The sequence below is a fragment of the Bradyrhizobium sp. UFLA05-153 genome, from assembly GCF_054185185.1.
Genome location: NZ_JBBIAM010000013.1, coordinates 80484 through 106938, shown reverse-complemented (window position 1 = coordinate 106938; position 26455 = coordinate 80484). Strand labels below are relative to the sequence as shown.

The following is a 26455-nucleotide window of genomic DNA, read 5'->3' as shown; positions in this document are numbered from 1 at the left end:
CGCTCGCGGAGGAGGGTTGGGGAGCGGGTGCTGCCATGATCGAGGCCCCCCAAGAGGAGAGAGCCCTCACCCGCGCCTTCGGCACGACCCCTCCCGCAAGCGGGAGAGGTGAACCGAGTTCGTGGCTGCACCGATATCACCATCGTCATCGCACCCTCAATAGCCGCGATCACGGTCAACGCGCCCCGGCAAGGCCTCGCCGAGGCGGTGACGCGCGATGACGTCGAGCACGAAGTCCACGGCCGTTTCCGGCTTCGTCGTGCTTGCGATATGCGGCGTCAGAAGAATGCGCGGATGGCTCCAGAACGGATGGCCTGCAAGCAGCGGCTCGGGCTCGGCAACATCGAGAACCGCAGCCGACAGCACGCCGCTGTCGAGCGCCGCGATGAGATCGGCTCCGACCAGATGCCCGCCTCGCCCGACATTGAGAAGCCGGGCGCCACGCGGCAGATGCGCGAACAGATTTGCGTTGAGGATTCCGCGCGTCTCCGACGTCAGCGGCAGCAGGCAGACGAGAATGTCGGTTTGCCCGAGAAAATCGGGCAACGCGCCCGCGCCCACAAAGCAGGTCACGCCCGCGATGCTTCGCGGCGAACGATTCCAGCCTAGAAGCGGAAAGCCGAACGACTTGAGTCGCCCGAGCAGGGCCTGACCGAGCAGGCCGAGCCCCATCACGCCGACACGCCGCTCGCCGGTCTGGGTGACTGGAAGCTCTCGCCAGACCTGCTCCCGCTGCTGGGCGATGAAGTGCACGAGATCGCGATGCAGCGCCAGCACGGCCATGCTGGCGTATTCGAGCATGCGCTCGGTGATGCCGGGCTCGAGCATGCGGACAAGCGGAATGTGAGGGGGAAGTTTTGTGATATCGAATTGATCGACGCCTGCCCCCACTGAGAAGACGAGTTCGAGATTGGGAAAGGACTTCGCGATGTCGTCCGGCGGCATCCACGCCACCAGATAGCGCACTTCCGTGGGATCGCCGATGTCGGGCCAGAGCCGGAATGGCAGGTCGGGCGCTCGCTCGGCGAAGAGGCGCGCCCACTCCGCGCCGCGAACCATATTGGCCTTGTAGAGAACCGTCATGCCACAGAAACTCTCAGAACGGGCTGACCGGCGCGAGCCGCCGGCCGTCGATCATGCGCTTGTGGCTGTAGGCGGCGGGATCGACCAGCGGTGTCGAGCCCGTCACGATATCGGCGGCAAGCTTGCCGGCCGCAGGCCCGATGCCGAAACCGTGGCCGGAAAAGCCGGTCGCGAGGAAGAAGCCCGGCAGCGCATCGACGGGCGAGATCACCGGAATGGTATCGGGCGTGGTGTCGATCGTGCCACCCCAGGCTTCGGCGATCTCGATGTCCTTCAACTCAGGGTTCGATTTGATCAGCGCTGATAGCGCCGAAGTGACCAGCGACATGTCGGGCTCGGGATCACGCACGCGCTCAGCCTCGAACGGTGACGGCTTGTCAAAACTCCAGCTCGTGCCGCGCATGATCTGGTCGAAGAACGACTTGCCGAACGACAGTTTCAGTCCGTTCTTGCGATGCTGATAGGTCGGCCAGAAGGTCCGCGCGTAACGGAAGAGATCGGGCGACAGCTCCACCGTGCCGCGGTTGCGCACCGCGAGCGTAAAACCGCCGTCGAGGCGGCGGCGGATGCAGAAGAAGTCGGTTCCGAGCGCACCCGACGTGATCTCCGGCCCCGGCGTGGTCCGGCACGCGGTGGCATTGACGAGACCGATCGGCAGCTCGATGCCATGGCGCCGGCAGAACAGCGACGACCACGCACCGCCCGCAAGCAACACGGACTGTGCGCGGACGGTCCCCTTCTCGGTGACGACGGCGCTGACATGTCCGCCTTGGGTCTCGAGCCCGCGCGCGGCGCAGCCTTGATGGATGGTCACGCCGTGCTTGCGCGCGGCGACGGCGAGCGCGGGCACAGCCATCGACGGTTCGGCGCGTCCGTCGCTCGGCGTGTGCAGGCCGCCAACCCATTTGTCGGCATTGCCGGGCAGGCGCTCGGCGATCTCGGACGGCGTCAGGATCGTGGAGTGAACCTGCTGCTCGCGTGCAACGGCGGCCCAACGCTCCCAGCCGGCAAGCTCGTCCTTGCTCTTGGTCAGAAACAAGACGCCGGTGCGTCGGAAGCCGGCATCGACGCCGGCGTCGTTCTGCATGTCCTCCCACAGCCGCAGCGCCTCGCGCGCCAGCGGAATCTCCTCGCGGGCGCGGCCCTGCTGGCGGCACCAGCCCCAATTGCGGCTCGACTGCTCGGCGCCGACATGCCCCTTCTCGAGAAGCGCGACGGAATGTCCCTTCCTCGCCAGATGATAGGCCGCGGAGACACCGATGACGCCGCCCCCGATGACGACGATGTCTGCCTGCGCCGGCAGGCGTTCGTCGCTGGCTATACGGTTGAGCGGCGGGGACATGGGACACTCCTGGTATTCAGTTCGAGCGAAGCGGGTCTGCTCGTCATGGGATGTTCATTCGCGGATCGAGCGCGTCGCGCAAGCCGTCGCCGAGGAAGTTGAAGCTCGTCACCGCAAGCGTGATGGCGACGCCCGGCGCGATCGCAAGCCAGGGCGCGCTGGTGAGATAGATCTGGGCATTGTTGAGCATGTTGCCCCAGCTCGCTGCCGGCGGCTGGATGCCGTAGCCGAGATAGCTGACATAGGACTCCAGCAGGATCGCCTTGGCGACGTTCAGCGTCGCCGCCACCACGATCGGCGCGATCGCATTGGGCACCAGCTCACGGAACATGATGCGCAGGTTCGAGGAGCCGAAGGCGACGGCGGCAATCGCGAATTCACGCTCGCGCAGCGAACGGACCTGGGCCTCGACGACGCGGGCGACCGCCATCCAGGCGGTCGCCGCGATCAGCACGGTGGTGGTGACGAGGCCCGGCTCGGTGAGTGCCGCAAGCGCCAGCAGAAGAAAGATCGTCGGGAAGCACAGCACCGCGTCGACGAGCCGCATCAGCACCGCGCCAATGACGCCGCCATAGAAGCCGGCGAACGCACCGACGACGATGCCGACGGCCATTGCGATCACCATCGCAACGATTCCGATCGAGAGCGACACCCGCCCACCCATCATCAACCGCGCCAGCACGTCGCGGCCGAGCTCGTCCGTGCCGAGGATATGCGCGCCCGACAGTGGCGGCGCGAACCGTTTCAGCACGTCGATATAGGTGTCGTCAAACGGCAGAAGATAAGGGCCGAATGCCGAGCCGAGGACGAGGATGAGAATGATGATGGCGCCTGCCAGTGCAAGCCGGTGGCGGCGGAAGCGCAGCCAGGCGGCGTGAGCGGGCGCGGGCTGGGCGATCTGCATGGCGGCTGTGCTCATCGCTATCCGACCCGGATGCGCGGATCGACGACGGCATAGAGGATGTCGGCGATGAGAGAGCCGATCAACACCATCGTCGCAGAGAACATCAAGATGCCCATCACCACCGGATAGTCGCGATAGCCGATGGAATCGAGGAACAGGCGGCCCATGCCGGGCCAGGTGAACACGGTCTCGGCGACCAGCGCGCCGCCGAGCAGAGTCGGAAACTGAAGGCCGGCTACCGTGATCATCGGCAGCAGCGCGTTGCGAAAGGCGTGCAGCGTCAGGATGCGCCATTCGGGCATGCCCTTGGCACGCGCGGTGCGGATGTAGTCCTGATTGATCACCTCGAGCATGGAGGAGCGCATGAAGCGTCCCCACATCGCGGTCTCGACCAGCGCCAGCACCAAGGCCGGAGCGATCAGGTGATGCAGAAGATCGAGGAAGGAGCCGTCGCCGATGGTCTGCCGATCGCCGGAGGGAAGCCAGCCGAGCTTGACAGAGAAAACATAGATGGTGACGAGCCCGAACCAGAAGGTCGGGATCGACAGCGCGACCATGGCGCCGACGGTTGCGAGCGTATCGAACAGCGAATAGCGGCGCAGCGCGCCAAGTACACCGATCCAGCAGCCGAGCAGAACGGCGATGATGGTTGCGGTCGCCATCAGCTCGAAGGTGGCACCAAGATGCGAGCCGATGACTGATAGCACCACCTCGCCGTCGCGATAGGAGCGCCCCCAATCGCCTTTCAGCATGCGGCCGAACCAGTCGAGATACTGTATCGGCAGCGGACGATCGAGCCCTAGCTGGCGAGTGACGCGGTCGAGGTCCTCCTGCGTCATTTGCGCGGAGGCCGCAAATTGCGAGAGCGGGCCGCCTGGCGCCAGATGCAGCATCGCAAAGCCGAGCGCGGAGACGATCACCAGCAGCATCATCGCCTGCGCCAGGCGATTGGCGACGTAACGGGCCATCTCAGGCGATCCCGCAGGCCGGATCCATCACGCCCAGTACCATTCGCGGATATTCCAGCAGTTGATCGAGGTGTTGATGTTGGGACGGAAGCCCTGCAGCCCCTCCTTGACGCCCTCGGCAATGAACCCCTGGAACAGCGGCAGGATGGCGAGATCGTTGCGGATGAGCTTTTGCAGATCGCCGTAGGTGGTCTTGCGCTGCGCCAGATCGAACTGCTTGGCGCCCTCGGCAAGGAGACGGTCGGCCTCCGCGCTCTGGTACTGATAGGTATTGTAACCGCGGCCGCCCTTGGCGGGAATGGCGCCGGACCCGAAGCGCGGCGTCACGTCGGGATCGCTGCCCAGCATGAAGTTAACGGACACCAGCACCGAATTGAATTTCGACTGCTGCCAGTAATCACCCCAGATCACCGCAGCCGGCATGTTGTTCACGCGCATGGCGGCGCCGATCGCCCGCCAATCCTGGATCAGGAGCTGCTGGGTCTGCTCGCGCACGGCATTGCCAGATGTCGTCGAGTTGGTGAATTCGAGCTTGACGCCGCCCTTCTCGCGAACGCCACCGGAGCCGCGGACCCATCCGGCGGCATCGAGCAGCGCATTGGCCTTGGCCGGATCGTAGCTGTGCTGCGGCAGGCCTTGCTGGAACGACCAGGCCTGCTGCGGCACGAAGCTTTCGGTCAGCGTCGGCAGGCCGTAGTTGAGCGCTTCGATGATCGCCTTCTTGTTGATCGCGAGGTAAAGCGCCTCGCGCACCGTGCGATCGGCGAACGGGCCGAATTCCAGGTTGGGCGCAATATGCTCCACCGAGGACGTCGAGGAGACGAAGATCTTCCGCCCCTTCAGCGTCTTCGCCTCCTGCACGAAGTTCGGCTGGATGCCCTGCAGGCCGGTGTAGTCGACCTGACCAGTGCGGAATTGCGTGTAGAGAACGGTGAGGTCGGGGATGTACTTGAAGACCACACGTTCGAGGTACGGCCCCTTGCCGTGGTAGCCGGCATAGGCATTGAGCAGAATATGGTCGCCCGGCACGCGCTCGCCCCAGCGGAACGGTCCGGTTCCGACCGGCGCATTGTGGAACGGCGAGGCGTTCGGATCGGACACTTTCTCCAGGATGTGCTTGGGCACGATGAAAGTCAGCGATCCCAGGATCGACATGTAGGGCGAATACGGCCGCTCCATGCGCCAGTGAATCTCGTCGGGCGCGACGACCGTGATGTCCTTCACCAGGCTGTGGCCAACGCGGCTGCGCGCACGAAAGTCCGGATTGTTGTTCAGCTCAAGCGAGAACTTCACATCCTCCGCCGTGAACGGCGTGCCGTCGTGCCACTTCACGTCGTTGCGCAGCTTGACCTTCCAGGTCAGCCCGTCGGCCGACAGCCCGCCATTCTCGATTGAAGGGACTTCGCGAGCGAGATCGGGAACGAATTTGCCGTCGGGATCGATGAACCAGAGCGGCGAGAACACTTGCCACCAAACGCCCTGATCGACCTCGATGCTGGGCATCAGGGGATGAAAGACGGTCGGCTCCTGCGACAGTGCCGCGATTACCTGCCCGCGCGGCTTGTCCGGCGGATTGGTCGGACGTTCGGTTTGCGCGAAAGCCGTGCCTGAAAGGCCCCATCCGGCGGCTGCGCTCGCGCCAAGCTGGATGAACTGGCGGCGGTTCGGGATGCCGGAACGCAGTGCTGGAACGCCGAACTTGCCGGTCTCGCCTGCCATGACCACTCTCCGATTCTCGCGCACGGCACCCTCTCCCGCGCCCCGTGACCCGGCAAAGGGACAGGAGTGGGCTTTAGTGCTTCTAAATTTTTCGAACGAAATTTCATCACGGCTAAATACACCTGTCAATCGCATTGCTAGTATGCGTCACATTTTCAATCCGACTGAACTGCGCCTGATGATGCGGCGAGATGATGCAGGAGAGCAACAATGGCTGGGCGCGGCGAGACGAGCATTCCGAACAACGCCCCGATCGACAGCGACGAGGCAGTCGACCAGCGTCTCGGCGAGACCGTGCGCCTGCTTCGTCAGCGCGCCGGCCTCTCGATCCAGGACGTCGCCAATCGCACGGGCCTCTCCACCGGCATGATCAGCCAGCTCGAACGCGCGCGCGCCATGCCGTCGGTGCGCACACTGCGCCTGCTCAGCATCGCGCTGGACGTGCCGATCTCCTATTTCTTCGAGACCAGCGATCCCAGCGAGGCACCGCGCTACATCGTGCGCAAGAACAGCCGGCGGCTGCTTCGGCTCACTGCCAGCGGCGTCGTCAAGGAAGCGCTGACACCGGAAGGTAAAGGCCAACTCGAACTCTATGAGCTCACGCTCAACCCTGGCGGCTCGTCGGGCACCGACTTCTTCCAGCACACCGGCGAGAAGGCGGGCTACATATTGTCCGGCAGCCTGCGGCTATGGCTCGACAATCAGGCCCATCTGCTCGAGGCCGGAGACAGCTTCCGCTTCCCGAGCATCGTGCCGCACATGTTCGACAACCCGACGCAGCAGGTGGCGCGGGTGATCTGGGTGACGACGCTGCGCCAGACCGATCCGCCGGACGGTTGAGGCCGTTGTGCAAGCGCGTCATGAGCTCTGCGCGCCTCGCCGATGCGCACACGGCATAGCCGTGAAGACGGCGTTAACACCGCATCCTCGACAATCTTCCCGCTCCCACAAGATTCTTAGCGGGCCCAACCCCAGATTGTTGATTTGAAACGGTTCCGTTTGCCGGACAGATTGCGCGCCTTGGGCCTCATCGGTGGATGGGCCAATCAGGGGACTGCGATGGCAAACCTTACGATCAACGGAAAATCAATCACTGTCGACGTCGAGCCGGATACGCCTCTCTTGTGGGCGATCCGCGAGAATGTCGGCCTTACCGGCACCAAATATGGCTGCGGCATCGCGCAATGCGGCGCCTGCACGGTTCACATCGACGGCGTCGCCGCCCGCTCCTGCGGCGTCGCGGTCAGCGAAGCCGAAGGCAAGCAGATCACCACGATCGAGGGGCTGGCGAGCGGCGCTACGTTGCACAAGGTGCAGCAGGCGTGGATCGCCCATGACGTTCCGCAATGCGGCTATTGCCAGAGCGGCATGATCATGGCGGTTGCGGCGCTGCTCAAGGAGAAGCCGAAACCGACCGACGCCGATATCGACGAGGCCATCACCAATATCTGCCGCTGCGGCACCTTCCAGCAGGTGCGCGAAGCGATCCACACGATCGCGAACGCTTGAGGAGGCGGCCATGAACAAGTACGTTTCGCCCGCAATGAATCGCCGTGCCTTCGTCATCGGCACCGCCGCAGTCAGCGCCGGCCTTGCTCTCGGCCTCGACATCCCCTTCGGCGGACCGGCCGTGGTCCGCGCCGCCGACGGCTCGCCCGAAGTCAACGCTTGGGTCGTGGTGCGGCCCGACGACACCGTGGTGATCCGCATCGCCCGCTCCGAGATGGGCCAGGGCTCACTCACCGGCCTTGCGCAGCTCGTCGCCGAGGAGCTCGAATGCGACTGGTCGAAGGTGACGACCGAATATCCGACACCCGGCCAGAGCGTCGCCCGCAAGCGCGTCTGGGGCGACTTCTCGACCGGCGGCAGCCGCGGCATCCGCTCCTCGCAAGACTATGTCCGCAAGGGCGGCGCCACCGCGCGCATGATGCTGATCCAGGCTGCGGCCAATGAATGGAAAGTGCCGGCGTCCGAATGCACGGCCGCCAAGAGCGTCATCACCCACACGCCGTCGGGCCGGACCACGACTTACGGCAAGGTCGCGGAGGCCGCCGCGAAGCTGACGCCGCCCGCCGAGGTCAAGCTGAAGGATCCCAAGGGCTGGACCATCGCAGGCAAAGGTGTGAGCCGGCTCGACACCGCCGACAAGACCACCGGCGCGATGACCTACGGCATCGACGTCAAGCTGCCGGGCATGCTGAATGCCGCGATCAAGGATTGCCCGGTGTTCGGCGGCAAGGTGAAGAGCTTTGACGAGGCCAAGATCGCAGGCATGAAAGGCGTCAAGAAGGTCGTCAGGGTCGGCGATAGCGCGGTCGCGGTCGTCGCCGATACCTGGTGGCACGCCAAGACCGCGCTAGAAGCGCTGCCGATCGTCTGGGACGAGGGCGACAACGCGAAGGTCTCCAGCGAGTCGATTGCGAAGTGGCTGGCCGAGGGCCTCGACAACGAGCAGCCGGCCTATGTCGGCAACAAGAACGGCGACGCCAAAGCGGCGATTGCCGGCGCCGCCAAGAAGATCGAGGCGGTCTACAACTATCCCTACCAGAACCACGCCACCATGGAGCCGATGAACGCCACCGCGCTCTACACGGCGGACAAATGCGAGGTCTGGTGCGGCACGCAGAACGGCGAGGCCGCCTTCGCGGCGGTGCTGGAAGCCTCGGGCCTGCCGGCAGAGAAGTGCGACGTGCACAAGCTGATGCTCGGCGGCGGCTTCGGTCGGCGCGGCCAGACCGACTATGTCCGCCAGGCGGTCGCAATCGCCAGGCAGATGCCGGGCACGCCGATCAAGCTGTTGTGGTCGCGCGAAGAGGACATGGCGCACGGCAGGTATCACCCGATCACCCAGTGCAAGATGACCGGCGCGTTCGATGCCGACAACAATCTGGTCGCGCTGCACTACCGCCTCTCTGGGCAGTCGATCCTGTTCTCGCTGCGCCCCGAGGCGCTGCAAAACGGCATGGATCCGGCCGCGTTCCAGGGCGTCGCCCAGTCCGGCGAAGCCGCGTTCGGCTACTCCGTGCCGAACCTCCTGATCGAGCATACGATGCGCAACCCGCACGTTCCGCCCGGATTCTGGCGCGGCGTCAACGTCAATCACAACGCGATCTACATGGAATGCTTCATGGATGAGCTGGCCCATGCCGCAGGCCAGGACCCGCTCGAATTCCGCCGCAAGCTGATGGGCAATCACCCCAAGCATCTGGCTGTGCTCAATGCCGTGGCCGAGAAGATCGGCTGGAGCGAGCCGGCGCCGCAGGGCGTCTATCGCGGCATCGCGCAGGTCATGGGCTATGGCAGCTATGTTGCCGGCGCCGCCGAAATCTCGGTGACCGACGGCAGCAAGATCAAGGTGCATCGAATCGTGGCCTCCACCGATCCCGGCTACGTCGTCAATCCGGCGCAGGTGGAACGCCAGATCGCGGGCTCCTTCGTCTTTGGCCTCAGCGCGCTCTTCTATGGCGGCTGCACCGTGAAGGACGGACGCATCGAGCAGAGCAACTTCGACACCTACAACTCGATGCGCATCAACGAGATGCCGAAGGTGGAAGCGGTGATGGTGCCGAGCGGCGGGTTCTGGGGCGGTGTCGGCGAGCCGACCATCGGGGTTGCCGCACCTGCGGTGCTCAACGCCTATTTCGCAGCGACGGGAAAACGCATCCGATCGGTGCCGCTGCGCGACCAGAACATCTCCTTCGCTTAACCAAGGTGCAGCTGCGGCGGCCCACGGGCCGCCGCAGCATCTTCCGGATGATGCTCATGACCACGCGCTCCGTGACACGGCGAAAGGCCGTCCTCGGCATCGCGGCCGCACCGCTGGCCCTGCCCGCGATCGTGCGCGCGCAAGGCTCAGCCCGCGTCGTCGTGATCGGCGGCGGCTTTGGCGGGGCGGCCTGCGCCCGCGCGCTGAAACGGAGCGAAGCGAACTTGCAGGTCACGCTGGTCGAGCCGAACAGGACCTTCACCGCGTGCCCGTTCAGCAACGAGGTGATCGCGGGCCTGCGCGAGATCGAAGCGCAGCAGTTCGGCTATGAGAAGATCGCGTCCGACGGCGTAACCGTCGTCGCTCAGGCCGCAACCGTGGTCGATCCGCAAGCTCGCCGCGTCACGCTGGCCGACGGCTCATCCCTTCCCTACGACCGTCTCGTGCTCTCGCCCGGCGTCGATTTCCATTTCGACGGCCTGCCCGGCTATGACGAAGCCGCAAGCCAAAAGATGCCGCATGCCTGGAAGGCCGGCGAGCAAACCATGCTGCTGCGCAGGCAGTTGGAGGCCATGGAGGATGGCGGCCTCGTCACGATCGCGGTGCCGGCCAACCCCTCGCGCTGCCCGCCGGCGCCTTACGAGCGCGCCAGCCTGATCGCACATTATCTCAAGAAGAAGAAGCCGCGCTCAAAAGTGCTGATCCTGGACGCCAAGGACAATTTCACGCAACAAAGACTATTCGAGAAGGCGTGGACGGAGCTTTACGGCGGCATGATCGAGCGCGTATCGCTGTCGCAGGGCGGCCGCGTCACCTCCGTCGATCCCGCGAGCAACACTGTCATCACCGAGTTCGGCAATTACACGGCGCAAGTCGCCAACGTCATTCCGCCGCAACGCGCCGGGCGCATCGCCGCGATTGCCGGGGTGGCCGATACCACCGGCTGGTGCCCGATCGATCCCATGACCTTCGAATCCAGGCTCGTGCCCAACATCCACGTCATCGGCGATGCCTGCCTCGGCGGCGGCATTCCGAAATCGGCCTCGGCCGCGAGCGCGCAAGGATGGGCCTGCGCGGATGCGATCGTCAACCTCGTCGCTGGCCGGACGACGGAAACGCCACGGCTGACCGGCGTCTGCTACAACACGGTCGCCCCCGCTTACGGCTTTTCGCTCGCCGGCAACTACCAGCCGAAAGGAGACATCTTCGCCGAGGTCGAGGGCGGCACCACCAGTCCGCTCGACGCACCGCCAGAACGACGCGCCCGCGAAGCTGCGGAAGCCGAGCGCTGGTTTCAAACCATCACGGCGGCGACCTTTGGCTAGGCCGATGATCCATATCGCCGCACTGATCGCGGCAAGCCTTGCACTTACCGACGGCACGCGGGCACAGGCGCTGGTGTCCTACAACATTGTCGGCGATGGCATCCCGGAGTCGCTCACCGGCGCGCCCGGCGATACGGCGCGCGGGCGCGCGTTGGTGCTCGATCGCAGCACGACCTGCATCCTCTGCCATTCCGGGCCGTTTCCGGAGACGCGGTTCCAGGGCGATCTCGCGCCGGACCTCACGGGCGCCGGGAACAGGTGGTCGACAAGTCAGTTGCGGCTGCGATTGGTGGACGCATCGCGGTTCAACCGAGAGACCATCATGCCGTCATACTATCGTAACGACGGGCTCGTTCGCGTCGGCCGCAACCTTGCCGGCAAGCCGATCCTGAGCCCGAGCCAGATCGAGGACATCGTGGCCTATCTTGCAACGCTTCGGGACTAGGACGGGGAATGCCAAGCACACGTCGACAGTTTTTGCACCTCACGGTCGCCGCCGGGACTATTCCCATCGTCACGATCCGCCCGATCGAGGCGACACCCGCGATGCTCGGCACGGCGATCCGCAATGTCGTCGGCGAGGCGCAACTGCGCACCGGCAAGGTCAGGCTCGACATTCCGCCACTGGTCGAGAACGGCAACACCGTGCCGATGACAGTCAGCGTCGCGAGCCCGATGACCGCGGCCGACTACGTCAAGAGCATCCACGTCTTCAACGAGAAGAACCCGCAGCCGAATATCGGCAATTTCCATCTCGGCCCCTGGGCCGGGCGCGCGCAGGTCTCGACCCGCATCCGCCTCGCGGACAGCCAGAAGGTTGTCGCGATCGCGCGCCTGTCCGACGATTCCTTCTGGCAGGTCGCGGCCGACGTCGTCGTGACACTTGCCGCCTGCACCGAAGAGGTGAACTGATGGCCTCCGCTCTCATCAACGTTCCGCCGAAAGCCAAGCGCGGCGATGTCATCGAGATCCGGACGCTGACCTCGCATATCATGGAAACCGGATTTCGCCGCACGGCGGCCGGCGAGCTCGTGCCGCGCGACATCATCACCAGCTTTACCTGCCGCTACAACGGCACCGAGATCTTTCGCGCCGACCTCTTTCCCGCAATCGCCGCGAACCCGTATCTGTCGTTCTTTACGGTCGCAAAAGATAGCGGCAAGCTCGAGTTCGAATGGATCGGCGACAACGGCTTTGTCTCGACCGCGTCTGCATCGATCACGGTAGAATGAGCGTTGCACGCACGATCATCGCGGCGATGCTGCTCGTCGCCGCACCTGCCCTGATCGCCGGCGAAATCCCACAGGACGCACGCCGTTCGGGCTATTCCTTCATGGGACCGGACACGCGCGCGATGCAGGACGACGATACGTCCAATCCGGGTATGCTGTTCGTGCTGGACGGCGAAGCACTGTGGAAGACAAGAAGCGGCAGCGCCGGCAGGGCGTGCGCCGATTGCCACGGCGATGCGCGCGAGAGCATGAAGGGCGTCGCGGCGCGCTATCCCGCCTTCGACAAGGCGCTGGGCCGCCCGGTCACGCTCGACCAGCGCATCAATCTTTGCCGCGCCAACCATCAGCAGGCAACGCCCCTGTCTCACGAAAGCCGCGACCTGCTCGCGCTCTCGGCATTCGTCGCTCACCAGTCGCGAGGGGTGGCGATCACCGCCGGCGATGATCCACAGCTCAAACCGTTCGTCGAACAGGGCCGCGCGCTGTTCATGCAGCGGCAGGGCCAGCTCAACCTCGCCTGCACCAATTGCCACGACGACAACTACGACAAGCATCTGGCGGGCGCGCCAGTCACGCAGGGGCAGCCGACCGGTTATCCGCTCTATCGGCTGGAATGGCAGACGCTGGGATCTCTGGAGCGCCGGCTGCGCAGCTGCATGAGCGGGGTGCGCGCCCAGGCTTTTGGCTACGGCGCGCCCGAACTGGTCGCGCTCGAGCTCTATCTGATGGCACGGGCGCGCGGCATGCCCATGGAGAGCCCGGCCGTGCGGCCTTAATCCGCAGAGAAATATTAGGACTAGGCAGATGCGGCGCGGACGCTAGTATCCCTCCCAAGAAACGAGTCACAGGGAGGACAAACGTGGCTGACCATCGTATTTCGCGCCGCACGCTTTTGAAGGGGACCGCCGCGGCTGGCGCGCTCAGCCTGACCGGATTCCCGGCGCATGCCGAGGTCAATTGGAAGAAATATGCCGGGACCAAGCTGGAGGTGATCCTCGCCAAGGGTCCGCGCGGCGACAACCTGCAAAAGAACATCAAGGAGTTCACCGACCTTACCGGCATCCAGGTGGAATCGGAGCAGATCCCCGAGCAGCAGCAGCGCCAGAAATGCGTCATCGAGCTCACCTCGGGCCGGCCGAGCTTCGATGTCGTCCACCTCAGCTATCACGTGCAGAAGCGGCAGTTCGAGAAAGCCGGCTGGCTCACCGACATCACGCCCTTCATGAAGGATCCGACGCTGACCGCGCCCGATCTCGTCGAGAGCGATTTTTCGGCCGCCGGCCTGCAATACGCCAAGAACGACAAGGGCCAGATGCTGTCGCTGCCCTGGTCGGTCGACTATTTCATCCTCTACTACAACAAGGAGCTGTTCCAGAAGAAGGGCGTTGCGGTGCCCAAGACGCTGGACGAGATGGTCGCGGCCGCAGAAAAGCTCACCGATGCCAAGGAAGGCACCTACGGCTTCGTCGGGCGCGGCCTGCGCAACGCCAACATGACGTTGTGGACCAACTTCTTCCTCGACTATGGCGGTGAATTCCTCGATGCCAAGGGCAACATCCTGACTGACGGCCCCGAAGCCATCGCGGCGACGAAGCTCTACCAGACGCTCCTGACGAAGGTCGCTCCGCCCGGCGTCGCCGGCTTCAACTGGATGGAGTCGATGGCCTCGTTCTCGCAAGGCCGTTCGGCGATGTGGATCGACGGCGTCGGCTGGGCGCCACCGCTGGAGGATCCGGCGGCCTCGCGCGTCGTCGGCAAGGTCGGATACACCGTCGTGCCTGCCGGGCCGAAGGGCCAATATTCAGCCACTTACGGCGACGGCCTCGGCATTGCCGCCGCGAGCAAGAACAAGGAAGCGGCCTATCTGCTCTGCCAGTGGGCGGTCTCGAAGACGGAAGGCGCGCGGCTTTTGCAGGCCGGCGGCGGCGTGCCGTTCCGCAACTCGATCCTGAACGACCCCGAGGTCCAGAAGGGCGTGAAGATGCCGGCCGAGTGGCTGCAATCGGTGATCGATTCCGCCAAGATCAGCAAGCTCGGCCTGCCCGTCGTGATCCCGGTCGCCGAATTCCGCGATCTCGTCGGCGCCGCGATCACCGCAACCCTGGCCGGCGCCGATCCCGCGACCGAGTTGAAGAAGGCCCACGAGCAATACCGACCGATCCTGGAGCGTAGCGAAAAGGCGTGAGTGCGTTGACACAAGCAACTCCGGCCGCGGCAAAATCCGATGCCGCGCCGGAGAAGGAGTTGCGGCCACCGTCCTACTGGCCGTTCGTGGTGCCGGCGCTGGTCGTCGTGCTCGCGATCATCATCTTTCCTTGGCTGTTCACGATCTGGATGAGCCTGAACGAATGGAAGGTCGGCTCGCCGACCACGTTCGTCGGGCCTTCCAATTATCTGCGGCTGACGAGCGATCCGCGCTTCCTCGAATCGGTGGGCCACACCATGGTCTACACCGTACTGTCGGTGGTGCTGCCGCTGGTCTTCGGCACGCTCGCAGCCGTGGTGTTTCACCAGAAATTCCCCGGCCGCGGCTTCCTGCGCGGCATCTTCATCATGCCGATGATGGCAACGCCGGTGGCGATCGCGCTGGTCTGGACCATGATGTTCCATCCGCAGCTCGGCGTGCTGAATTACCTGTTGTCGCTGGTCGGCCTGCCACCGCAGCTCTGGGTGTTTCATCCCGCAACCGTCATTCCCTCGCTGGTGCTGGTCGAGACCTGGCAGTGGACGCCGCTGGTCATGCTAATCGTGCTCGGCGGCCTCGCCGCGATCCCGACCGAGCCTTACGAAAGCGCGCAGATCGACGGCGCCAATCTCTGGCAGGTGTTCCGCTTCATCACGCTGCCGCTGATCATGCCGTTCCTGTTCATCGCCGGCATGATCCGGATGATCGACGCGGTGAAAAGCTTCGACATCATCTTCGCGATCACGCAAGGAGGACCGGGCTCGGCGTCGGAGACGATCAACATCTATCTCTACAGCGTCGCCTTCACCTATTACGACCTCGGCTACGGTTCGGCGATCGCCGTGGTGTTCTTCCTCCTCATCGTCGCACTCGCTGCCCTGATGCTTTACATGCGCCAGCGCATGCTGTGGACCGAAATCGCGAGGGGCGCATGACTCCACGTCAGATCCTGGGTCAAATCGGCCTCTGGTTTTCGGTGCTCGTCATCGTGTCGCCGGCAATCCTGTTCTTCCTCTGGATGGCCTCGCTATCGCTCAAGTTCGAGGTCGACAACGCCGCCTACCCGCCGGTGTTCATCCCCGAGCATATCGCCTGGAAGAACTACACCGACGTGCTCGCCTCCAACCGCTTCCTGACCTATTTCTTCAACAGCCTGATCGTGACCGGCAGCGCGACCGCGCTGGCGCTGATTGTGGGCGTTCCCGCCGGCTACGGGATCGCGCGGATGGCCGCGCACAAATCCGCGATCGTGATCCTGATCGCCCGCATCACGCCCGGCCTGTCCTACCTGATCCCGCTGTTTATCCTGTTCCAGTGGCTCGGACTGCTCGGCACGCTGGTGCCGCAGGTCATCATCCATCTCGTGGTGACGGTGCCGATCGTGATCTGGATCATGATCGGCTATTTCGAGACCACACCGATGGAATTGGAAGAGGCAGCGCTGATCGACGGCGCGACGCGCTGGCAGGTCTTCAGCCACGTCGCTCTTCCGATCGCGAAACCCGGCATCGCGGTCGCCTTCATCCTGGCCGTAATCTTCTCCTGGAATAATTTCGTCTTCGGCATCGTGCTGGCCGGACGCGAGACGCGCACCCTGCCGGTCGCCGTCTACAACATGATCTCGTTCGATCAGTTGAGCTGGGGACCGCTCGCTGCCGCCGCGCTGATCGTCACCTTCCCGGTGCTGCTGCTGACGGTGGTTGCCCAGCGGCAGATCGTCGCCGGCCTGACGGCTGGAGCTGTGAAGGGCGGATAAGCACGCCTCGTCGTCACCCGGCCAAGCCGAACGAGCGATGAGACGATCCGCTGCGCATGCAGCGATCATCCTGAAGAAGAAAAGATTGGGACCATGGGACCAAACACGGGCGACGCCGACCATACCAAGCGAAGCCGCACGATGCGCCGCGTGTCGAAAGCCGCAGCCAGCCTGGCCGTCTGCGCGATCGTGTTGTCCGCCAGCGGCCGATCATCGGCGGCGGATGAGGCCTTTCAAGGCGCCTGTGCGAGTCTCGCTGGACGAACGATCCCGGCTCGCCTGGTCGGCCTGCCCAGCGGGGATGCCACCGTCACGTCGGCAGGCTTCACGCCGGCAGCACCGGCCAAGGCGGCGGCCCCCGCGACGCCGGACTTCTGCAAGGTGACGGGCACCATCGCGCCGGTCGACCCGGCTGCGCAACTGATCAACTTTCAGCTCAACCTGCCGGCCGCGTGGAACGGCAAGCTCCTGCAATATGGCGGCGGCGGTTACAACGGCACGCTGGTGAGCGGCCTTGCGCCGCTGCGCGATGCGGCGCCCGACGATGCGCTGCCGCTGACCCGCGGCTATGCCACGCTCGGCACGGATTCCGGGCATCAAGCCGCGAGCTTTGCGCCCGATCGCATCGGCCAGTTCGGCCTCAACGACGAAATGCTGACCAATTACGGCTATGCCTCCTACAAGAAGGTGCGCGATGTCGCCGTCGCGCTGATCGGTACGCTCTATTCGAGACGGCCGGCCAAAATCTATTATTTCGGCGGCTCGGAGGGCGGCCGCGAGGGTCTTACGATGGCCCAGCGCTTCCCTGCCGACTATGACGGGATCGTCAGCGTGGTACCGGTGGTGCAGCTCTCCATGTTGTTCCAGTCCTTCATCTTGAATGGCCTGCCGCAATTCAAGGGCGGCTGGCTCAACCCGGCCAAGAGCGAGACGCTTGCGAAATTCGTCGCCAATGCCTGTGACGAGCTCGACGGCTTGCGTGACGGCATCGTCAGCAACTATCTCGCCTGCCAGTCGAAGGTGAACGTGCAGGCGCTGCGTTGCCCGGAAGGCGCGGACACAGGCGATGGTTGCCTGTCGGACGCGCAGATAACAGAGGTTCAGACCGTGCACGCACCACATCCATTCCCGCTTGCGATGGCGAACGGCATCACGACCTATCCGCAATGGCTTTACGGCAACGAGACCACACCGGACCCGCAGCGGATGACCATGACGCGCTGGGTGATGGGCACGGCAGCGCCGACGGAGCAACTTGATGTCGCCACGGTGTCGCAGCAATGGCTCTATGGCAGCAATGCCGTACGTTTCCTCCTGACGCGCGACGAGAAATTTGACCCGCGCACCTATCGTCCCGAAGACTTTCGGTCCCGCGTCGAGGAGGTGTCGAAGATCCTCGACTCGACCGATCCCGACCTGTCGGCTTTCTTCGCACATGGCGGCAAGCTGATCCTGCGCGAGAACATGGCAGACCTCGCGCAAAGCCCGCTCGCCGGAATCAACTATTTCCAGTCCGTCGTGGCGCGGCTCGGTCAGGCGACGGTCGAGGCTTCAGCACGGCTCTACGTCTCGCCCGGCTCGACGCATACCGGACACGGCACGAGCGTGCTCGACGGTTCCGCGATCCCGACCATGGTCGATCTGCTCGAACCGCTCGACCGCTGGGCGAGCGACGGCGTCGCGCCGGCCGACGCACTGGTCCAGACGTCGAAGGACCCCGCGCTGCCGTTCGCGCTGAAAGCAGCCCGGCCGATGTGCCGTTATCCGAACTACCCGCGCTATGTCGGCGGCGACAAGGCGGCGGCCGAAAGCTACGTTTGCAAGGTCTCGACGCCGTGACAAACGGCGGGCGGCGATCGGCCGCCCGCGCCTTCTCAAGCCGAGGCTCGTAACACCGCCGCCGGTGCTCTACCTGACGTTGACGCAAAGTTCGCACGCGCGTATGCTACGGCATGTAGCGCTACATAATGTGACGCGCGCCCGAACTACAAGAGACGCCAGATGTCCCCCCGTCCCCTGATCCCGCGCCGAAAACTGTTTGGTAATCCGACATATGTCGGAGCCAAGTTATCGCCGGATGGTCAATTCCTGTCCTGGCTCGCCCCTGTCGACGGCGTTCTGAACATCTGGGTGTCGCCGGTCGACAATATTGCAGCAGGCCAGCCCGTCACGCGCACCAGGGGCAGACCGATCAACTGGCAGGATTGGAGTCCGGACGGCCGCCACATCATGTTCCTCAACGACGAGAACGGCGACGAGAATTTGCACCTGTTCGTCGTCGATCCCAACACTCAGGAGCTCAGGGATCTCACGCCTTTCGCCAATGTCCGCGCGTTGCCGACCTACTGGTCGCACGTCGTCCCTGACAAGATCGCGATCGGTCTGAATGACCGCGACGTGCGATGGCATGATGTCTTCCTGCTCGACCTCTTAACCGGCGAGCGCTCTCTGGTCTGGGAAAATCACCAGGAGTTCGACTACGTCGGGCTCGACTGGCAGTTGAGGCCACGCCACGCCCGCAGCAACGCGCCCGATGGAGGCACGCGGCTCTGGCGCATCGACGACGGGAAGGCCACGCATTGGCGCGACGTCCCGTTCGAGGCTTATGCGAGTACGCGGCTCTGGACCTTCGATTCCGCCGGCAACCACATTCACATGAGTTCGAGCCTGGAGCACGACAAATCCGCGCTGGTGCGGATCAACTGGTCAACCGGCGAAGAACGCGTCCTGTTCAAAAGCGACCGCGCCGACGTGACGGGCGCCATATTCAATGCCCGAACGTTCGAACCGGAGGCGGTTTGCATCGACCCCGGCCGGCCGGAATGGACGGCTTTAGCGCCTGCCGTTGCGAGCGAACTCGATCTGATCAAGGAGCAGCTTCCAGGTCACGCCTTTTATGTCGAAAGCCAAAGTGATGACGGTCGCCGTTGGATTGTGACGAGCCATAAGGCGGATCAGCCCGCCACATATCACCTCCTCGACCGCGACAGACAGACCATCACAGAGCTATTTACGGAGCGGCCCGAGCTGAAGCCATACCGGCTGGCGCCAATGCAAGCCATACAGGGCAAGTCGCGCGACGGATTCACCCTTGTTTCCTACCTGACCCTGCCGGCGGATATCGAGGGTGACCGCCCGCCTCGACCGCTGCCGATGGTCCTCATCGTTCATGGTGGGCCGTGGGCTCGGGATATCTTCGGCTATCGCCGCGATCACCAGTGGCTGGCCGATCGTGGCTATGCCGTGCTCTCGGTCAACTATCGGGGATCGACAGGCTTCGGCAAGGCGTTCGTCGCGGCGAGCGAGAAAGAGCACGCGCGCAAGATGCACGACGATCTCATCGACATGGTCTATTGGGCGACCGCCGAGGGGATCGCGCAAAAGGACAAGGTCGCGATCTTCGGCCTGTCTTACGGAGGACTGGCCTCTTTCATCGGCGCGGCCTTCACGCCAGAGGTGTTCTGTTGCTCCGTACCGGTGGTCGGCGTCTCCAACCTGCAAACGCTGCTGGAATCGATGCCGCCCTATTGGGCCGGTTTCGCGGAGTTCATGTATCGCAGCTACGGCGATCCGCGCACCGAGGAAGGCCGCAAGCTGCTCGCCGAACGCTCACCGATCAACAAGGTCGACAACATCAGGAAGCCCATGCTGATCTTCCATGGTGCCAACGACGTCCGGTGCAAGATCGCGGAGAGCGACACCATCGTCGCCGCCATGCAGGCCAAGAACATTCCGGTGACCTACATCGTCTATCCCGACGAAGGACACGGATTCCAGAAGCCGCCCAATAAGCTCTCCCACATCGCAATCGCCGAGGCGTTCTTTGCACGGCATCTCGGCGGCGCTTGCGAGCCCGTCGGCGAGGACTTTGAAGGCTCAAGTCACGAGGTTCGGGCCGGCGCCGATCTTCTGACGGATTTGGGCGTCGCCTGACACCGACCTCGGGAGGTACAGAAGAAGCGCTGGGCACCCTATGACGCGCGGTTGAGAAAGATCGGCAGACCGCGCTTGCTGGAGTAGATGGGACGGTAGCGCTCCGTGTTGTATGTGTTGGCGACGTCCAATTTGCGCGGCCCGAGCTTGACGTCAGGGATTGGCACGAGGTCGTAGCGGCCTTCGACCAGCGCCGACATAAGGCCGGTCTTGCCTTCCAGCATGGCATCGAACGCCATGTTGCCGAAGGTTAGGGCTACGAGCTTGTCGATGAAGTCCGGATCCCCCGACCGCAGGTCGTAGGTGAGGTCGGAGGTCATCGTCTGCTCGCCGACTCGCCGCTTGATCTCATCGGCGAGCGCTTCGGCCACGTTGGCCTTCTTGCGGTGACCGTAAGGATCTGGCTCGCCATATTCCTGCGGCTTGTAGCCTTCCCACTCGGCGCCCTCGCTGAGCACGATCAGCGCGTAGTTGCTCGGGTTGGCGCGCTTCTCCTCGAGAAGCAAAGCGATCAGCTTGTCAAGATTGATCCTGTACTCCGGGATGACGCACCGTATCGAGGTCGCGTACGCGGTATAAAGCGCGGTAAATCCGGCATCGCGGCCAAAGACGCGAAAAATACCAATTCGCTCGTGCGAGCCGACAGTGGTGCGCTGCCGCTGGATGGCATCGCTGGCGCGGGTGATCGCAGTCGAGAAGCCGATGCAGTATTCGGTGTTGCGGACGTCGTTGTCCATCGTCTTCGGGATGGCGATGATCTTGACGCCGAGATCGTTGAGCTTGGCCGCATAACTGAGCGTGTCGTCGCCGCCGATGGCGATCAGGTGTTCGATACCGAGCCCGGAGAGGTTCGCCAGCACCTGGCCGGTGAGGTCCCACGTCTTGGTTCCCTTGGTACTCGGGGAAGCCGGAAGATCGCTGCCAACGAGATGATCGGGCAGCTCTTGTATTTTTGAGGGATTGGTGCGGCTCGTGTGCAGCACCGTGCCGCCGCGCCGATCGATGGTGCGGGTGTTTTCACGATCCAGCGGCATGAGGTAGCGGGACCTGCTGGCCGCGTCTTCGAGGTTGAGATGCGTGAGAGCCTCCCAACCTCGGCGGAGACCGACAACCTCGATGTCGTTCTCGCTGCCGCGATAGGTCACGCTCTTGATGACGGCGTTGAGGCCGGAGACGTCGCCACCACCCGTGAGAATGCCGATGCGTTTTCTCGCCAAGCCGACCTCCCAACGTTAGCATGTCGCCATCATGCACAGAGCAGCGTTCCTTACTCGGCCGCTTCCGGCTTGCGCTCCTCGCGCAGCCGAAAACGCTTCAGCAGCCCGGACACGGTATCGCGGAAGCCACCATACTCCAGCTCGGAATAGGGCAGCATCGCGGCACCGGACCAGCCCTGGCTGCGCATCTCGATGGCCTTGCTCTGGGCGCGCCTGCGGACTTCGTCCCACGCCGGGTTATCGAAGAAATCGGTGTGCGACTCCGAGAATCGGCCGTCCTTGTCGATCGAAAAGCCGGCGCACGAAACGATCGGCAGGCAGTACATGCCGGTCACCGGTGTGTTGAGCGGCACCGGCATGAGCGGCATCACGTGCGAGCCTCGCGCATCGCCGCCGACGAAATGCGCCTTGGCGAACGGCGAGACGATTTCTTCGGGCGCCGGGAAAATCCCCTGGTTTCTGACGATCGCGACCGGATCGTCCTTGCCGGTGTACTTGCCTGCGATCGCGTGAAGGCGCTGCGCCGAAACAGCGACGACAACCTCGTCATAGGTTCGAGAAACGATGCGATCGATCCCAAAGCGCTCATTGTCGCGAAGGAGCGCGGCAATGTGGTAGCCGTCCGCCGGCGCGTCGAGTTCGATGATGCTGTCGCCTGCCGTGTGGTCCATGTCGATGACATGGAAACGGAAACCCTTGATCATCGGGGGCAGCATCAGCCCGGCGCAATACATGGGATCGGCGAAGGCGAGGTAGAGCGGCAGGTTGTACGCGCCGGGGCCGCATTTGTCGGCGGCGAACACCATGAAGGACTCCGCGGGCCTTGAACCCGAGAGGCTGTGGTCGAAGCTGAGCTCCGCGACGGCCGGTCCGGCGCCGCGAATGTTTCCGGAAGGCGCGTCGACGAGAAGATCCTGGCCGGCGCCGTACAGCCCGGAGGTTTTCGCGACCGACGTCGCCGCGAGGAACGTATTCCATGCAAATTGATGGACCGCGGCGCTCCCCTCACCCCTTGTGTGCGTCATGATGATCGCGATGTCGTCGCCGGTATGGCAGACGAAACTGTCGATCAGGAGACCTTTGTCGACCGCCTTCGCGGCTTCGCCCATGACAGTGACCATCATGGGTCCAGACGGTTGCGTATGCCCGCCGACAGAGCCAACGTCAGCCTTGATGACCGAAAGAGTGAGTCTCATGAGCATCCCTCCCAGCAGCACAGCTTAGCGCCTCAGCCTCGGCGCTTGCTGCGCCGGGGCGACGGCGCTGCTCATACGCGAAAAAGAACGTCGCGTGCTGCGTTAGGTTCCACGGATGCCGCTTGACTTGACGTGAGAAATCGGCCGGGTAGCTTGACACCACCCGGCCGCAACCAAAGTTTCGGTCGAAGTTACTCCGCCGGCGCGGCGGACATCTCCGGATGCGAGGCGTAGTGCTCACTGGTGCGCCGGCTAAGAGCATACAATCCGGCCGCCACGACCGCGTAGGACAGCGCCACCGCAGGCGTGACGCCGAAACCGCCGCCAATGCCCACAGCTTCGCCATGCATGAAGCCGAAATAGGTCAGGACGGCGCCGACCAGCGCGAAGCCTGATGCCTTCTCGAAGTCGCGCTCGATGATGAAGACGGTGATCGCGCCCAGGATCAGGCCGGCGAGGATCGAGCCGCCGCCCATCACCTCGAGGCCATGATAGAACACGCCCTGCTGTGGCAGCGCGGCAATTGCGGCCGCCTTGACGGCATCAGCCTTGTCGCCGGCCATGCCGCCGACGGTCGCCGCCGCCGTCATGGTTGAGGCCAGCATGGTGTCGATCTGGAGTTTTGCCCAGGCCGCAAGATGCGGCGTCAGCGCCAGCACGATCGCCGGCGCGTGCTTGACCGGCGTCGTCTGGAACGCCTGCGCGCCGATCAGCATGCCGATATAGAGCAGGATCGGCGAGATCGCGACCACCGGCACGAGCGCCAGCAGCACCGAGATGATGCCGAACCAGGACAGCACCACCACCATCACGCCGGTCGCGGCGGAATAGCCGATCCGGCCGCCCATCGCCTTCCAGCCGGGATGGCCGATATAGACCGCGTTGATGAAGGGATTGCCCATCAGGCAGCCGATCAGGCTGACGACGCCGTCGGCGGTGAGAACGCGCGTGGTCGGATATTCGTCGCCGGCGGCTTCCGCGCTCTCGACATTGTCCATGGCCTCGACGAGGTCATAGATGCCGAAGGGGATGGCGGTAACCAGGATGACGCCGAGGAACTCGAAGCCGGAGAACACATAGTTCACCGCCGGGACCGGCACCGAGAAGCCGAAATTGGCGAAGGCATCGCCGACGCCCTTCAGGCTCAATCCGCCAAGACCAAGCCCAAACAGGTTCGAGCCCCAGGCGATGACCATACCGGCCGCGATGGCAATGAGGCCTGCCGGAATACCGCGCGGATATTTCACCCCGCCGAACCAGCTCACCAGGATGATGGCGAAGCAGACGAGACCAATCTGCGGCGTCATGTACATCTCGAGCGCCGGACGCATCGAGATAAAGGTAACGGAGACGCCGGCGAGCGTGCCGAGCAGCGCCGCGCGCGGCGTGATCCTGCGGATGAACGGCGCGATGAAGCCACCGATCATCAGGATGAAACTCTGGAAGAACACCCAGACGAGGCCAGCCGACCATCCCTTCAGCGGATCGCCGGTCTTGATCGTGATCGGCAGCATGATCACGAAGGTCACGATGAACATGTGCGGCACGCTGACGCCCGAGGGCAGCGCGCAGACGTCGCTGCGGCCGGTCTTCTGCGCCAGGCGGTAGGCGAGGAAGGCGTAGTAGAAGGTCGACAGGCACATCATCAACCCGAGCGCGGGCAGGATTCGGCCGAACACGAGAGAGTCCGGCATCTTCAGCACGAAGCGCAAGAGGCCCGTGAGCACCAGCATGTTGACGAGGATGTTGGTGCCGAATCCGAAAAATGCGTTCCAGTCGCCCGATGTCCATAGCGCCGGCTTGAACTCGGACTTGTTGATCTCAGATTTGCCGGCCGTCCCCGTCAAATTGCTCATGGTGATCCCCTAAATGGTCGTGGTCTTCAACGCCTCCAGTACTGCGGCTGAGCTTGCGACCCAGCCGAAGATTCCGCCCTGGGCCTTGATCATCTTCAGGCCCATCTCGTGGAACTCGGGGAAGTAGGATGCGCAGCCGTCCGAGATGACGACGCAGCGATAGCCGCGGTCATTGGCCTCGCGCACGGTGGTGTTGACGCAGACCTCCGTCGTGACGCCGCACACCAGAAGATTCTCGATGCCGTATTTCTCGAGCACGTCGCTGAGCTCGGTCGCGTAGAACGCGCCCTTGCCAGGCTTGTCGATCACAACCTCGCTGTCGAGCGGATAGAGCTCGGGGATGATGTCGTGGCCGGCCTCGCCGCGGATCAGGATGCGGCCCATCGGACCGGGATCGCCGATGCGCAAGGACGGCGCGCCGCGCTCGACCTTCGCAGGCGGCGCGTCGGAAAGATCGGGCAGATGGCCTTCGCGCGTGTGGATGACCAGCATACCGCTATCGCGTGCGGCCTTGAGCACGGCGCCGATCGGCTTCACTGCCCGGGCGAGCTGGCTGACGTCGTTGCCGAGCGTCTCGCCGAAGCCGCCAGGCTCCATGAAGTCGCGCTGCATGTCGATGATGACGAGCGCCGTGGTCGACCAGTCGAGCTTGATCGGCTCGGGCTCGGCATCGATGACGCCAAGTGTCGGCTTCGCTGGGTTCAGCATGCACACCCCTCGCAAGAACTCCCGTCGCCAGCAGTTCTGCAAGCGCTGTGCCATTGTGTACAATTGCGATGATGCGCGGTGGACACAGGATTTCGTTGCGCTTTCAGCGCGTTATGCCGGAAGCCGACGCCTGCTCAATCCCTGTGCGACGGCTTCGCGACGGGCATCTGCTCAAAGGATGAGCGGCAGGGAAGCTCTCTCCACGCCGTCATTCCGGGGCGACGCGAAGCGGAATGACGAGCGGAGGGGATGGCGCCTACCGCGCGCTCCCATACAATTTCCGGTACTCCTCCTCATACGGCGCGTACGAATCCTTGATCGTCGCCATGTTGAGCAGCATGGTCGCGACCATCTCGTTGGCCTTGTCGAACACGCGCGTCTTCACCCAGGCGCTTTCGGTGCGGCGGCTGCCGGAGAGCGCGACCACTTCGCGCTCGACCTCGTAGTCCTCGTCGACGAAGAGCGGACCCTCGATCAGACGGATCTCCTGATCTGCGAACAGGCCGACGGCCGGGCCCCTCGATGGGAGCGGGTCGTCCTTGGCGCGGTACTGGAACAGCACGCTGAGCATCTCCATCGGGATGATGGCTTTCCGCCAGGGATTCTCTCCGCTCGAATAGAACGGCGAATTCTCGGTGATGACTGCGAGCTTCTGCCGCAGCGAGAACGGATAGAGGTCGCCCATGTTCTGGTCGAGGCCCATGCGCACGGTCTGACGCTTGCTGGTCTGCGCCACCTTCACGTCGCGCAGGATGACGGGATCGGCGAGCGGCTTGAGCTCAGTGAGGCGCGCCTCGAGCGCGGTGGCGACCGGCGGATCGCCGATGGAGGCCGATCCGCGCAGCACTTCCGTGCCGTCGCGCTTGACCATCTGGATCTGGCACTGGCTCGTACCGGGGAGCGGCTTCGACAGGATCGCCTGCACCTCCTCGCCTTCGAAGCAGGCGTTGCGGTAATGTGCGGAGAGGCACCCCGTTTCGAACCAGGCCCGTCCCCACAGCCGCGCGCCGAGCGGGGCAAACTGGCTGAAATGCGTCGGCCCCTCGATGGTGCCGCCCTTGAAGCCGAGCTTTTGCGCGGTCGCGTCATCGTGGATGGACGCGTGCGCATCATAGACCTGCGCCTGCAACATCTGGCGCGGCTGGCGCCATGGTCCGATCAGGGCGCTGTCGGTTTCAGTGATGTCGGTGTCGAACGCTTGTGCCGTCATGGTGGCCTCCCTTGCAGCCATGACTAGCAGGAGCGACACGGATGCGGCCAGCGATATTGACTTCGCCGGCGCATGCCCTTGACTGCAACAATCCGCTTCGCAAAGCCGCAAATCC

At 64.1% G+C, this 26455-nt stretch carries 23 protein-coding genes; 13 read left to right on the top strand and 10 right to left on the bottom strand.

Translation table 11 applies throughout. The annotated features are described in order from the left end of the window. Positions 1 to 156: 156 nt before the first annotated feature. Genes Q2941_RS10750 through Q2941_RS10730 form a run of 5 tightly spaced genes read right to left on the bottom strand, consistent with a single transcriptional unit; the run spans position 157 to position 6016 of the window. Positions 157 to 1083, bottom strand: coding sequence for a 2-hydroxyacid dehydrogenase (locus Q2941_RS10750; protein ID WP_458192427.1), 927 nt, complete (start codon positions 1081 to 1083; stop codon positions 157 to 159). 13 nt (positions 1084 to 1096) lie between these two features. Then, positions 1097 to 2425, bottom strand: a complete 1329-nt coding sequence (locus Q2941_RS10745; protein ID WP_254107099.1) for an NAD(P)/FAD-dependent oxidoreductase — start codon at positions 2423 to 2425, stop codon at positions 1097 to 1099. A 43-nt stretch (positions 2426 to 2468) separates the two neighbouring features. Further along, positions 2469 to 3344 (bottom strand): ABC transporter permease, encoded by an 876-nt coding sequence (locus tag Q2941_RS10740; RefSeq protein WP_027526043.1) that lies wholly within the window; start codon positions 3342 to 3344, stop codon positions 2469 to 2471. A 2-nt stretch (positions 3345 to 3346) separates the two neighbouring features. Beyond that, a complete protein-coding gene (locus Q2941_RS10735) occupies positions 3347 to 4297 on the bottom strand; it encodes an ABC transporter permease (protein WP_458192426.1) in 951 nt (316 codons plus the stop codon). A gap of 27 nt (positions 4298 to 4324) precedes the next feature. After that, a complete protein-coding gene (locus Q2941_RS10730) occupies positions 4325 to 6016 on the bottom strand; it encodes a peptide ABC transporter substrate-binding protein (protein ID WP_458192425.1) in 1692 nt (563 codons plus the stop codon). A 210-nt stretch (positions 6017 to 6226) separates the two neighbouring features. On the opposite strand from Q2941_RS10730, the gene Q2941_RS10725 reads away from it, so the two are divergent. The 13 genes from Q2941_RS10725 (at position 6227) to Q2941_RS10665 (ending at position 20153) form a co-directional block, all read left to right on the top strand. Then, on the top strand, positions 6227 to 6856 hold the full coding sequence (locus Q2941_RS10725; RefSeq protein ID WP_254107103.1) for a cupin domain-containing protein: 630 nt from the start codon (positions 6227 to 6229) through the stop codon (positions 6854 to 6856). 219 nt (positions 6857 to 7075) lie between these two features. Continuing rightward, positions 7076 to 7525, top strand: coding sequence for a (2Fe-2S)-binding protein (locus tag Q2941_RS10720; protein ID WP_027526047.1), 450 nt, complete (start codon positions 7076 to 7078; stop codon positions 7523 to 7525). A gap of 10 nt (positions 7526 to 7535) precedes the next feature. Further along, positions 7536 to 9722, top strand: coding sequence for a xanthine dehydrogenase family protein molybdopterin-binding subunit (locus tag Q2941_RS10715; RefSeq protein WP_458192424.1), 2187 nt, complete (start codon positions 7536 to 7538; stop codon positions 9720 to 9722). Positions 9723 to 9769: 47 nt separating this feature from the next. After that, the gene (locus Q2941_RS10710) at positions 9770 to 11047 is read left to right on the top strand and encodes an FCSD flavin-binding domain-containing protein (protein WP_458192423.1); all 1278 of its coding nucleotides are present in this window, start codon (positions 9770 to 9772) and stop codon (positions 11045 to 11047) included. Positions 11048 to 11051: 4 nt separating this feature from the next. Continuing rightward, positions 11052 to 11492 carry a sulfur oxidation c-type cytochrome SoxX gene (gene soxX, locus Q2941_RS10705; protein WP_371932892.1) on the top strand — a complete coding sequence of 147 codons (441 nt, stop codon included), beginning with the start codon at positions 11052 to 11054 and terminating at the stop codon, positions 11490 to 11492. Between the two features lie 8 nt (positions 11493 to 11500). Then, positions 11501 to 11959, top strand: a complete 459-nt coding sequence (locus Q2941_RS10700; protein WP_458192422.1) for a SoxY-related AACIE arm protein — start codon at positions 11501 to 11503, stop codon at positions 11957 to 11959. Further along, a complete protein-coding gene (soxZ, locus tag Q2941_RS10695; protein WP_027526052.1) occupies positions 11959 to 12279 on the top strand; it encodes a thiosulfate oxidation carrier complex protein SoxZ in 321 nt (106 codons plus the stop codon). Before Q2941_RS10700 ends, soxZ begins: the two co-directional genes overlap by 1 nt. Next, the gene (gene soxA, locus Q2941_RS10690; RefSeq protein WP_458192421.1) at positions 12276 to 13055 is read left to right on the top strand and encodes a sulfur oxidation c-type cytochrome SoxA; all 780 of its coding nucleotides are present in this window, start codon (positions 12276 to 12278) and stop codon (positions 13053 to 13055) included. The genes soxZ and soxA overlap by 4 nt, the downstream gene beginning before the upstream one ends. An 83-nt stretch (positions 13056 to 13138) precedes the next feature. Beyond that, positions 13139 to 14464, top strand: coding sequence for an ABC transporter substrate-binding protein (locus Q2941_RS10685; RefSeq protein ID WP_458192420.1), 1326 nt, complete (start codon positions 13139 to 13141; stop codon positions 14462 to 14464). After that, on the top strand, positions 14461 to 15399 hold the full coding sequence (locus Q2941_RS10680; protein WP_027526055.1) for a carbohydrate ABC transporter permease: 939 nt from the start codon (positions 14461 to 14463) through the stop codon (positions 15397 to 15399). The genes Q2941_RS10685 and Q2941_RS10680 overlap by 4 nt, the downstream gene beginning before the upstream one ends. After that, positions 15396 to 16220: a carbohydrate ABC transporter permease gene (locus tag Q2941_RS10675; protein ID WP_027526056.1), complete on the top strand. Its 825-nt coding sequence runs from the start codon at positions 15396 to 15398 to the stop codon at positions 16218 to 16220. The genes Q2941_RS10680 and Q2941_RS10675 overlap by 4 nt, the downstream gene beginning before the upstream one ends. A 93-nt stretch (positions 16221 to 16313) precedes the next feature. Beyond that, positions 16314 to 18059, top strand: coding sequence for a tannase/feruloyl esterase family alpha/beta hydrolase (locus Q2941_RS10670; RefSeq protein WP_458192419.1), 1746 nt, complete (start codon positions 16314 to 16316; stop codon positions 18057 to 18059). Between the two features lie 162 nt (positions 18060 to 18221). Next, complete coding sequence (locus tag Q2941_RS10665) at positions 18222 to 20153, top strand: S9 family peptidase (protein WP_458192418.1); 1932 nt, start codon at positions 18222 to 18224, stop codon at positions 20151 to 20153. Between the two features lie 38 nt (positions 20154 to 20191). On the opposite strand, the gene Q2941_RS10660 is transcribed toward Q2941_RS10665, so the two are convergent. From Q2941_RS10660 to Q2941_RS10640, 5 genes are all read right to left on the bottom strand, one after another. Continuing rightward, positions 20192 to 21370 carry a 6-phosphofructokinase gene (locus tag Q2941_RS10660; RefSeq protein ID WP_458192417.1) on the bottom strand — a complete coding sequence of 393 codons (1179 nt, stop codon included), beginning with the start codon at positions 21368 to 21370 and terminating at the stop codon, positions 20192 to 20194. A gap of 50 nt (positions 21371 to 21420) precedes the next feature. Next, positions 21421 to 22566 (bottom strand): fructose-1,6-bisphosphatase, encoded by a 1146-nt coding sequence (locus tag Q2941_RS10655; protein WP_027526059.1) that lies wholly within the window; start codon positions 22564 to 22566, stop codon positions 21421 to 21423. A 191-nt stretch (positions 22567 to 22757) separates the two neighbouring features. Next, positions 22758 to 24422 carry a regulator gene (locus tag Q2941_RS10650; RefSeq protein WP_458192416.1) on the bottom strand — a complete coding sequence of 555 codons (1665 nt, stop codon included), beginning with the start codon at positions 24420 to 24422 and terminating at the stop codon, positions 22758 to 22760. A 9-nt stretch (positions 24423 to 24431) separates the two neighbouring features. Further along, complete coding sequence (locus Q2941_RS10645; protein WP_458192415.1) at positions 24432 to 25130, bottom strand: cysteine hydrolase family protein; 699 nt, start codon at positions 25128 to 25130, stop codon at positions 24432 to 24434. Between the two features lie 256 nt (positions 25131 to 25386). After that, on the bottom strand, positions 25387 to 26340 hold the full coding sequence (locus Q2941_RS10640) for a hypothetical protein (protein ID WP_027526062.1): 954 nt from the start codon (positions 26338 to 26340) through the stop codon (positions 25387 to 25389). Positions 26341 to 26455 lie beyond the last annotated feature (115 nt).

Coding starts and splice junctions, on each gene's coding strand:
- Q2941_RS10750 (WP_458192427.1), bottom strand. CDS start 1,083: ATGACGGTTCTCTACAAGGCCAATATGGTTCGCGGCGCGGAGTGGGCG.
- Q2941_RS10745 (WP_254107099.1), bottom strand. CDS start 2,425: ATGTCCCCGCCGCTCAACCGTATAGCCAGCGACGAACGCCTGCCGGCG.
- Q2941_RS10740 (WP_027526043.1), bottom strand. CDS start 3,344: ATGAGCACAGCCGCCATGCAGATCGCCCAGCCCGCGCCCGCTCACGCC.
- Q2941_RS10735 (WP_458192426.1), bottom strand. CDS start 4,297: ATGGCCCGTTACGTCGCCAATCGCCTGGCGCAGGCGATGATGCTGCTG.
- Q2941_RS10730 (WP_458192425.1), bottom strand. CDS start 6,016: ATGGCAGGCGAGACCGGCAAGTTCGGCGTTCCAGCACTGCGTTCCGGC.
- Q2941_RS10725 (WP_254107103.1), top strand. CDS start 6,227: ATGGCTGGGCGCGGCGAGACGAGCATTCCGAACAACGCCCCGATCGAC.
- Q2941_RS10720 (WP_027526047.1), top strand. CDS start 7,076: ATGGCAAACCTTACGATCAACGGAAAATCAATCACTGTCGACGTCGAG.
- Q2941_RS10715 (WP_458192424.1), top strand. CDS start 7,536: ATGAACAAGTACGTTTCGCCCGCAATGAATCGCCGTGCCTTCGTCATC.
- Q2941_RS10710 (WP_458192423.1), top strand. CDS start 9,770: ATGATGCTCATGACCACGCGCTCCGTGACACGGCGAAAGGCCGTCCTC.
- soxX (WP_371932892.1), top strand. CDS start 11,052: ATGATCCATATCGCCGCACTGATCGCGGCAAGCCTTGCACTTACCGAC.
- Q2941_RS10700 (WP_458192422.1), top strand. CDS start 11,501: ATGCCAAGCACACGTCGACAGTTTTTGCACCTCACGGTCGCCGCCGGG.
- soxZ (WP_027526052.1), top strand. CDS start 11,959: ATGGCCTCCGCTCTCATCAACGTTCCGCCGAAAGCCAAGCGCGGCGAT.
- soxA (WP_458192421.1), top strand. CDS start 12,276: ATGAGCGTTGCACGCACGATCATCGCGGCGATGCTGCTCGTCGCCGCA.
- Q2941_RS10675 (WP_027526056.1), top strand. CDS start 15,396: ATGACTCCACGTCAGATCCTGGGTCAAATCGGCCTCTGGTTTTCGGTG.
- Q2941_RS10670 (WP_458192419.1), top strand. CDS start 16,314: ATGGGACCAAACACGGGCGACGCCGACCATACCAAGCGAAGCCGCACG.
- Q2941_RS10665 (WP_458192418.1), top strand. CDS start 18,222: ATGTCCCCCCGTCCCCTGATCCCGCGCCGAAAACTGTTTGGTAATCCG.
- Q2941_RS10655 (WP_027526059.1), bottom strand. CDS start 22,566: ATGAGACTCACTCTTTCGGTCATCAAGGCTGACGTTGGCTCTGTCGGC.
- Q2941_RS10650 (WP_458192416.1), bottom strand. CDS start 24,422: ATGAGCAATTTGACGGGGACGGCCGGCAAATCTGAGATCAACAAGTCC.
- Q2941_RS10645 (WP_458192415.1), bottom strand. CDS start 25,130: ATGCTGAACCCAGCGAAGCCGACACTTGGCGTCATCGATGCCGAGCCC.
- Q2941_RS10640 (WP_027526062.1), bottom strand. CDS start 26,340: ATGACGGCACAAGCGTTCGACACCGACATCACTGAAACCGACAGCGCC.